This is a genomic window from Bacteroidia bacterium, from assembly GCA_025056095.1.
Taxonomy (GTDB): domain Bacteria; phylum Bacteroidota; class Bacteroidia; order JANWVE01; family JANWVE01; genus JANWVE01.
Window position 1 is genome coordinate 1 of the sequence record JANWVW010000125.1, and the last position, 8,059, is coordinate 8,059.

An 8,059-nucleotide genomic window follows, 5' to 3' on the forward strand; every position below is an offset into this window, starting at 1 on the left:
GTAGCCCGAAGCACGCCGACCTTGCCCACACAAGCGCAAGCGAAGTGTGGGCAAGGGCACGCCCAAAAAATTAAAATTCAACTTCTTAATACTGTTCTTTGTTAGAAACCACAAGAAAGATTAAGAAAGATTTTTAGGTATTTGGTTACGAAACTTGGTGTTCAGCGCAAATTTTTAATTATTACTAGTTTTTCCCTTGTTTGTAAGCTCTATTCTGCTTCACGTATCTCATCAGGATGGATATCAGGTAAAGTTTGTACAGCCACTTTTACAGGTTTTTGAGGTTCAGTTTTGAGTTTAGCTTTCTTTTTGTCTTTTGGAGTAGGGTCAGTAAAGTCCATTTCTATAAGTTGCTTTTTAAGTTCTGTACTAATGACCTCTCCTTTGAGGTACTGTTCTAATAAAATTTTAGCCATGGGCGCGGCAACTTCACCGCCGAAACCTGCATTTTCTACAAATACTGCCAAAGCAATTTTAGGATTTTCGCGGGGCGCAAAAGCGATAAAAACAGAATGGTCCTCACCAAAAGGGTTTTGAGCGGTACCTGTTTTGGCACAAATGCGAATACCTTCTATGTATGCTCTTCTTCCTGTGCCTGCCTTAACTACCTGCTCCATAGCATTGATGATAGGTTCAAAATACTTGCTTTCTACGGGAACATAATTTTTTTTGTAAGTAGTATCTTTGATAATTAGACCCGTTTTAGTTCTACGCTCTCGCACAAAATGAGGGGTGTAATAGTAACCGCGATTAGCAATAATAGCAGCGACATTTGCCATTTGTAGGGGCGTCATGCCCATTTCACCTTGTCCAATTCCTAAGCTGATAATACTTTTTGCTCCCCATTTTTTACGGTAGCGTTTGTTGTACAGCTCAGCTGTGGGTAAATTTCCCTTAGCTTCATAAGGAATGTCAACTCCTAACTTTCTTCCTAACCCGAAAGCAAGCATGTATTCTCTCCAAACGTTGAAGCCATTTTCTGCATTTTTCCATTTTTTATGCATGATAAAATCATTGAAAATAGAGCAAAAATACGTGTTACACGAACTTGCCACAGCACCTTCTAAATTCAACGGGCTAGGGTGTCTATGGCAGCCTACGGTGTGTGTACCAATATTGTAGCCCCCTCCGCAGCCCAATGTGTGTGAAGGCGTGATAATTCCTTCTTGTTGGCAAATCAGACCTAGTATTAGCTTGTAAGTGGAACCTGGGGGATACATAGAAGCTTGTATGGGTCTGTTGTACAGGGGTTTTGTTTTGTCATTATTGAGAGCAACAAAATTTTTACTGAATTCGGAACCTATGAGTAAGTTAGGGTCATAAGTAGGGCTGCTTGCCATGCATAAAATTTCACCTGTTGAAGGTTCAATTGCTACAATAGAACCAATTTTGTGTTGTAGAAGCTCTTCCGCTAGTGCTTGTAAATCTGCATCTATACCTGTGATAAGGTCATCACCTGCTACGGCGATAGTGTCATATTTTCCGTTGGCTACTCCTCCGTATTCTCTACCATGTACGTCTACTACTACATAGCGTACGCCTTTTTGCCCTCTAAGATACTTTTCATATTGTTTTTCTAGTCCTGACTTGCCTGCATAATCGCCAGGTTTATAGTAGCGATCTTTGCTAAGGGTAGCCGTGTCTACCTCTGAAATGTAGCCTAATATTCCTGCGGCTATGGGTTTTTCATACCTGCGTACAGTTTTTATTTCTATTTCAAATCCTTGATTGAGCCACAATCGTTCTTGTATTTTAGTAAAAGTTTCGTGGTCTATTTGCTTAGCTAAAAGAGAGGGGCGAATTTTGGAGTATTTGGCAGCTTCTTGGATGCGCCTTTCTAACTCGTATCGACTAATGCCTAGCGTTTGTGTAAATAAAGAAGAATCCACAATTTTAAGATATTGAGGGATAATATACAGGTCATAACTGGGTTGGTTTTGAACTAATAAATTCATTTTGCGGTCATAAATCATACCGCGAGCGGGGTAAGTAGTTACTTTACGCAAAATGTTTTTATCGGCTTGATACTTATACGTGCTATCAGATACCATAACAGCTACTCTAATGCTGAAAACAATTAGCGCAGCGATAATAATAGCTGAAATGGTCCATTTTCTATCTTTGTAATAGTCAGCACGCATAGGTTAGTTTGTATGAATAGGTCCTTTTAGTACATTTCAACAGTACTGATTACTTCAAAGCCGAGATGAGCCTCTAAAATTGCTCTATACATTTTAGTAGCCGTAAATCCAAAGCCTGCTTCAAAGAATTCGTTGATTATCGGCGTCCAATCACTACCTTTGGGAAGAATAAATCCAAAGTTCTCATTGCTGATGGTCAAAGCTCTATGTAATTTGACGTAAATTTTAGGGTTATGTTTCACAAAGTCCCAGTAGGTAATCAAATCTACATACCCAAAGTATTTTTTATCGGATGCTATTTTTTCTAGTACTTGCTTGGGTAGGTCTAGGTATTCTATGTTGAGGTTAGGTAGATATTTTTCTTTGATTAGCTGCACATCATGTTCATGAACAGAATTCTTTACAGTTACAGCGGTCATGTTAGCGAATTTTTGAGGAATTTCCTCAACTTTTGTAACTGTTGGAACTTGTCCTGCACTAACCATTAAGGATCTATTTTTCAAATAGGGCGCAGAAAAATCAAGCTCTTGCATTCTTTCGGGGGTAATAGTAACCGTAGCTAAGCCAAAGGTAGCGGGGTCCTTACTTGTTTTTACAGCTTGGTATACTTCGTTGAATTTTGTATAAGGCTTGTATTCAACTTTGACATTTACACCTTTCTTTTCTTTTAACCACTTAACAAACTCGCGAAAAATGTCAATTTCTATTCCTGTGAGTTTGCTTCCTTGTTTTTCTTTATAGCAGAAAGGAGCTTGTTCTAAATAATGTACGGTTATGGTACCTGATTTTTTGGTGGACACTTCTGCCCAGCTATTTATTTGTGCAAATGCAAGTTGAAGAACTGTAAAGCTTAATAAATGGATAATGAAGTATTTCATAGCTGATGGGTGCAAAAGTACAAAAATAAGTTATGCCAGCAAATGTATATAGCCTGAAAAAGAACATTCTAAAAATCCAAATGTTATATAACTTTGCTGTGTTTTTAGTTCATGCAGATACTTACGGAGAACATTAGTGAAAAATTAGGGTACTATACCATTTTAGATAAGATTGTACAAAATGCAATTTGTGAGCATACCAAGTCAGTGATTGAGAACCTTTTACCTCAAGCGGATATAATTTGGATTACTACCCAATTGAAGCAGACCTACGAAATGATGCAGGTTCTACAATTTGATGAAAAGTTAGACCTGCATCATGTATATGATGTAGATGTTTTGTTAAACCAGTTGCAGATACAGAATAGCTTTTTATTACCCGAAGAATATCACAAAATTTTACTTTCTTTACAAAACATACAGCGTTTATATCGCTATTTTGAACAACGCAAAACTAAGTATCCTTCACTGTTTGAACTAGCTAATGGGGTAAAAGTGCCCAAAGAAATTATTCAAGCTATACAAACAGTTATTGATGATAGTGGTAACTTGAAAGATGATGCTAGCGCTGAACTTCAACGCATACGCATAGAAATACGAGAGTTGCAGCATAAGCTACGCAAAAAATTGGAGCAAATTCTTCGCCATGCTATCAAAGAAGGTTGGGTACATGAAGAAGCACAATTAGCGGTTAGGAATGGAAAAATGGTTTTACCTCTGTATGCAGAGCATAAGCGTAAAATAAAGGGATTTGTACAAGATGAATCAGCTTCAGGACAAACCATTTACATAGAACCAGAGGAGAGTTTAGAGATTCAAAGCGATCTTCGTTTATTAGAAAATGCTGAAAAAAGAGAAATTACTAAAATTTTGACTCGCTTAGCAGACTTAATTCGCCCTTATTTGCCACAGTTGCACCGAAACTATGAGTTTCAATATCAGATAGATTTTGTGCGTGCTAAGGCTATTTTTGGAATACAAATAAAAGGGATATGCCCTAAAATTACTTCAGACCGCATATTTTATTTAGAAAATGCTCGTAATCCCATCCTTGTCCTTAACAAAATAGAAAGAAAACAAAATATCAATGAGGTAATTCCTTTGACCGCATCACTTAATCCGCAGCAGAGAGTAATTTTAATTTCAGGACCTAATGCAGGGGGTAAATCTGTGGCTATGAAAACTTTTGGTTTAATAGCCATGATGATTCAGGCAGGAATACCTGTACCTGTTGGACAAAACTCACAAGTCTGTGTTTTTGATAAGTTTATGGCAGACATTGGAGATGAGCAGTCCTTAGAAAGTGATTTGAGTACGTACAGTGCTCATTTGAAAAACATGAAGTTATTTTTAGAAAAAGGCGATCAAAGAACACTTTTTTTGATAGATGAGTTTGGGTCAGGTACTGACCCTAAGCTTGGCGGACCTATTGCAGAAGCCCTTTTACATTATTTTCTACAAAAAGAAATGTATGGCGTAATTACTACGCACTATTTTAACCTTAAATCTTATGCACAGCAAGCAGAAGGTATCGTAAATGCAGCTATGATCTTTGACACTCAAACTATGACTCCTACATATCAACTCAAAGTAGGCTTGCCAGGAAGTAGCTTTGCTTTGGAAATTGCACAGCGTATAGGATTACCTGAATATGTGTTAGAGTACGCTAAAAACGCTATCGGTGAGCAAAAAACTCAAATAGAGCATCTTTTGCAAATAATTACCGAAGAACGAAATACACTTACTCAACAAACTCATTCTTTGGCACAAAAGAACAAAGAATTAGAAGCTCTTTTGAAAAAATATCAACAGGAGCAAGAAAAATTAGAAAAGGAAAAAAAACAAATCATTCGCCAAGCAGAAGAAACAGCATCTAAAATTATCAAAGAAGCCAACAAAAAAATCGAAGAAGCTATTCGTGCGATTAAAGAGAGTAACGCAGATAAGCAAATTACAAAACAAGTCAGAGAAGCCCTTAAACAGGAAGGCTTAGTTTTAGAAGAGAAAGGTAAAAGAGAGAAAGAAACAGAAGAGGCTATTATTATCGCACAAAACCAGGATATCCAAAAAGGTGATTATGTCAAGATTCGCTCCACGCAGGCTATAGGAGAAGTGGTAGAAGTTCAGAAAAAGAAAATTTTAGTCAATGTGGCAGGTATTTCCATGTTATTACCTCTGAAAGATGTTCAAAAAGTAGTTTATGTACCTGCTGCGCAGCAGAATCAAAGTAATATTCAACAGACGTTGAAGCAAAAAATTTATTCAGTTAGTACGCAGTTAGATATCAGAGGGCAACGTGCAGAACCTGCTAAACAGCTCATAGAAAAATTTATAGACGATGCCATTTTAGCAGGTCTGCAAGAAGTGCGTATTTTGCATGGTAAAGGCAATGGAATTCTCAAACAGATTACACGAGACCTACTTAAAAACTACAAACAAGTAATATCATACGCCGATGCCCCCGAAGACCAAGGCGGAGGAGGCATAACTATGGTAAAGTTGAAGCAATAAACAATTCTTAAATATCCTTAAAACAAGTCTTTGATACGGTCAAAGAAAGTTTTTTCATCAGTTTTTGGGGGGTTAGGTTGGAAGTTAGGAGAATGGCGTAGCTTTTCTAAAATAGCACGCTCTTCGTTAGAGAGTTTGCGAGGTGTCCAAACATTAACGTATATAAGCAAGTCCCCTTTTTGTTGAGAATGAATAAAAGGAATCCCCCCCTCTTTAATGCGCAGAATTTTACCGGATTGCGTACCAGGTTCTATTTTTACTTTTGCTCTGCCCTTCAAGGTAGGAACTTCTACCGTAGTGCCTAGGGCTGCATCAGGTAAAGAGATAAAAAGTTCGTAAATAACGTTGTTATTCTCATCTCTGACAAAGTGTTCATGTTTGAGCTCTTCTATAACGACTAACAAATCTCCATTTATTCCCCCCCTACGAGCAGCATTTCCTTTTCCTGTTATAGAAAGCTGCATATCTTGGCGCACGCCAGGCGGAATATTGACCGTAATAATTTCATCTGCTTGTATTCTACCTTCACCTGCGCAAACTGTACATTTCTCTTTAATAATTTTTCCTTCTCCGTTACATTCAGGGCAGACCGAAACAGTCTGCATACTGCCAATAAACGTGCGAGTTATTTTTCTAATTTCACCTGTACCCTTGCAGGTAGGGCAAGTATAGTAACTTGAGTTTTTTGCCCCTGTGCCTCTGCAAGCGCTACAAGGAACAAACTTAGTTACCTTTATTTTCTTTTCTACACCTGAAGCAATTTCTTCAAGGGTAAGTTTTACTCTTACTCTTAAATCACTACCTCTGTTAACCTTTTTTTTCTGACTAGTGCCACCAAAGAAGCTCTCAAAACCTGTTCCTGAAAAAATATCGCTAAAATGAGAGAAAATATCGCTAGTGTCAAAATCGTGGAAATTTGTAGTACTTCCGCTTACGCCTTGATGCCCGTAGCGGTCGTACATAGCGCGTTTCTCTTTATTGCTCAATACCTCATAAGCTTCTGTGGCTTCTTTAAATTTCTCCTCAGCGGTCTTATCGCCAGGATTGTTATCAGGATGATACTGGATAGCCTTTTTACGATATGCTTTTTTTATCTCTTCTTCCGTAGCATTTCTGCTAACCCCTAATACTTCGTAGTAATCTCTTTTGGTCGTCATACACTTACTTTCCTATCAATACTTTTGAATAACGCAAAACTTTATCATTTAAGAAGTAACCTTTTTCTACCTCTGCTAATACCGTGCCTTTTTGTGATTCATCTTGGGCAGGAAGCTCACCTACTGCTTCATGAAAATTTGAATCAAATTTTTGACCTACTGCTTCTATCGCTTTTACTCCCAACTCACTTAAAATACGCATAAACTTTTGTTGAATTAAACTAAAACCTTCTCTTACTACGTCAGACAAAGTTTGGTCATTCTGCACAACTGCAAGCATTCTATCAAAATCATCTACAACAGGTAAAAAAGCCCGTATCGTGCGCTCTCCTGCGTTTTTTATTAACTCTAAACGCTCTCGCTGTGTCCGTTTTTGGTAGTTATCGTATTCTGCTGCTAAACGCAAAAATCTATCTTGTAGAGCAGCTAACTCTTCCGCTAAATTAGGTTCTGACAAATTGTCTTTCTCTTGGGCTGACAAATCCGCCCTAGAACTGTCATCTTGTCTTACTTCCTCGGTTGCTTTGTCCTCTTGCTCAACAGAATTCTGACTTTCAATAAATTGATTATTCAACTCATTTTGAACCTGCTCAACGCTCTCGGTATTGTTATTCATTTCTTTCTCTTTTTCCATTTCTTTTTCCATAGCTTTTCAAAAATTTGAGTATTGTTTTCTCGGCTGCTTATTTTTTGCAAAGGTAATGCAAAATTGAAATAGTTTGTATATTTACAATATGTTTATCCAAAAAACACGGTTATGTTTAGTACTGCTCCTTACAGCTCTTTTATACTCCTGCAATAAAAAAATGGCACCCCTAAGACAAGAAGTCATACAAAACATTAAGGGCAAGTATTGCGGCAAAAGAGCAGAAATGGAAATATTTCCTGATTCCACTTTTGTATGTACAGCAAGAATTCTTTCAGATATTAAAACAGACAAAAATACCTTAGTGTGTAAAGGTTATTACACGCTCACGTATTCCGAAGAGGTTGGAAAGCCTGCTTGGACTATAAAACTTTCAGGCAAGACTTCAAAAATAGGTATCAATGTTGCTTGTACGGCAAGTTTTGTTTGTTGGTCGCAGGATAAGGGATACAATACCCAGGAGTATGTTGATGTATTTTTTTACGAACCTGTTGCTAAATGTAAAAACTGAGTTTGCTTAGTGTCAAAATTTTTTATGCAATCATTGTTTATTTTCGTTTTGATGGTGTGAAGGTTAAAGTTTAATTTTTTTTGGGCGTGCCCTTGCCCGCGTTTCGCTAACGCTCATGCGGGCAAGGTCGGCGTGCTTCGGGCTACGCTATCGCTTCGGTGCTACGCTTCGCTTCGCACTGGGCTAACGCCCACCCTTCGCATGCCTCACGCAAA

The 8,059-nt window shown here is 37.9% G+C and carries 6 protein-coding genes; 2 read left to right on the top strand and 4 right to left on the bottom strand.

Translation table 11 applies throughout. The annotated features are described in order from the left end of the window. Positions 1-209: 209 nt before the first annotated feature. Positions 210-2,141, bottom strand: a complete 1,932-nt coding sequence (mrdA, locus tag NZ519_09480) for a penicillin-binding protein 2 (GenBank protein ID MCS7028984.1) — start codon at positions 2,139-2,141, stop codon at positions 210-212. A 26-nt stretch (positions 2,142-2,167) separates the two neighbouring features. Next, positions 2,168-3,019: a transporter substrate-binding domain-containing protein gene (locus tag NZ519_09485; GenBank protein ID MCS7028985.1), complete on the bottom strand. Its 852-nt coding sequence runs from the start codon at positions 3,017-3,019 to the stop codon at positions 2,168-2,170. 111 nt (positions 3,020-3,130) lie between these two features. On the opposite strand from NZ519_09485, the gene NZ519_09490 reads away from it, so the two are divergent. Next, positions 3,131-5,530: an endonuclease MutS2 gene (locus tag NZ519_09490; GenBank protein MCS7028986.1), complete on the top strand. Its 2,400-nt coding sequence runs from the start codon at positions 3,131-3,133 to the stop codon at positions 5,528-5,530. A gap of 17 nt (positions 5,531-5,547) precedes the next feature. Here NZ519_09490 and dnaJ read toward each other — a convergent pair whose 3' ends face one another. Together dnaJ and NZ519_09500 are read right to left on the bottom strand one after the other, a co-directional pair. Next, positions 5,548-6,687: a molecular chaperone DnaJ gene (gene dnaJ / locus NZ519_09495; protein ID MCS7028987.1), complete on the bottom strand. Its 1,140-nt coding sequence runs from the start codon at positions 6,685-6,687 to the stop codon at positions 5,548-5,550. Between the two features lie 4 nt (positions 6,688-6,691). Further along, positions 6,692-7,333 (bottom strand): nucleotide exchange factor GrpE, encoded by a 642-nt coding sequence (locus NZ519_09500; GenBank protein ID MCS7028988.1) that lies wholly within the window; start codon positions 7,331-7,333, stop codon positions 6,692-6,694. A gap of 160 nt (positions 7,334-7,493) precedes the next feature. Between NZ519_09500 and NZ519_09505 the strand changes: the two genes are divergently transcribed. Then, entirely contained in the window at positions 7,494-7,844 is a 351-nt protein-coding gene (locus tag NZ519_09505) for a hypothetical protein (protein MCS7028989.1), read from the top strand. Positions 7,845-8,059: the final 215 nt, after the last annotated feature.

Coding starts and splice junctions, on each gene's coding strand:
- mrdA (MCS7028984.1), bottom strand. CDS start 2,141: ATGCGTGCTGACTATTACAAAGATAGAAAATGGACCATTTCAGCTATT.
- NZ519_09485 (MCS7028985.1), bottom strand. CDS start 3,019: ATGAAATACTTCATTATCCATTTATTAAGCTTTACAGTTCTTCAACTT.
- NZ519_09490 (MCS7028986.1), top strand. CDS start 3,131: ATGCAGATACTTACGGAGAACATTAGTGAAAAATTAGGGTACTATACC.
- dnaJ (MCS7028987.1), bottom strand. CDS start 6,687: ATGACGACCAAAAGAGATTACTACGAAGTATTAGGGGTTAGCAGAAAT.
- NZ519_09500 (MCS7028988.1), bottom strand. CDS start 7,333: ATGGAAAAAGAAATGGAAAAAGAGAAAGAAATGAATAACAATACCGAG.
- NZ519_09505 (MCS7028989.1), top strand. CDS start 7,494: ATGGCACCCCTAAGACAAGAAGTCATACAAAACATTAAGGGCAAGTAT.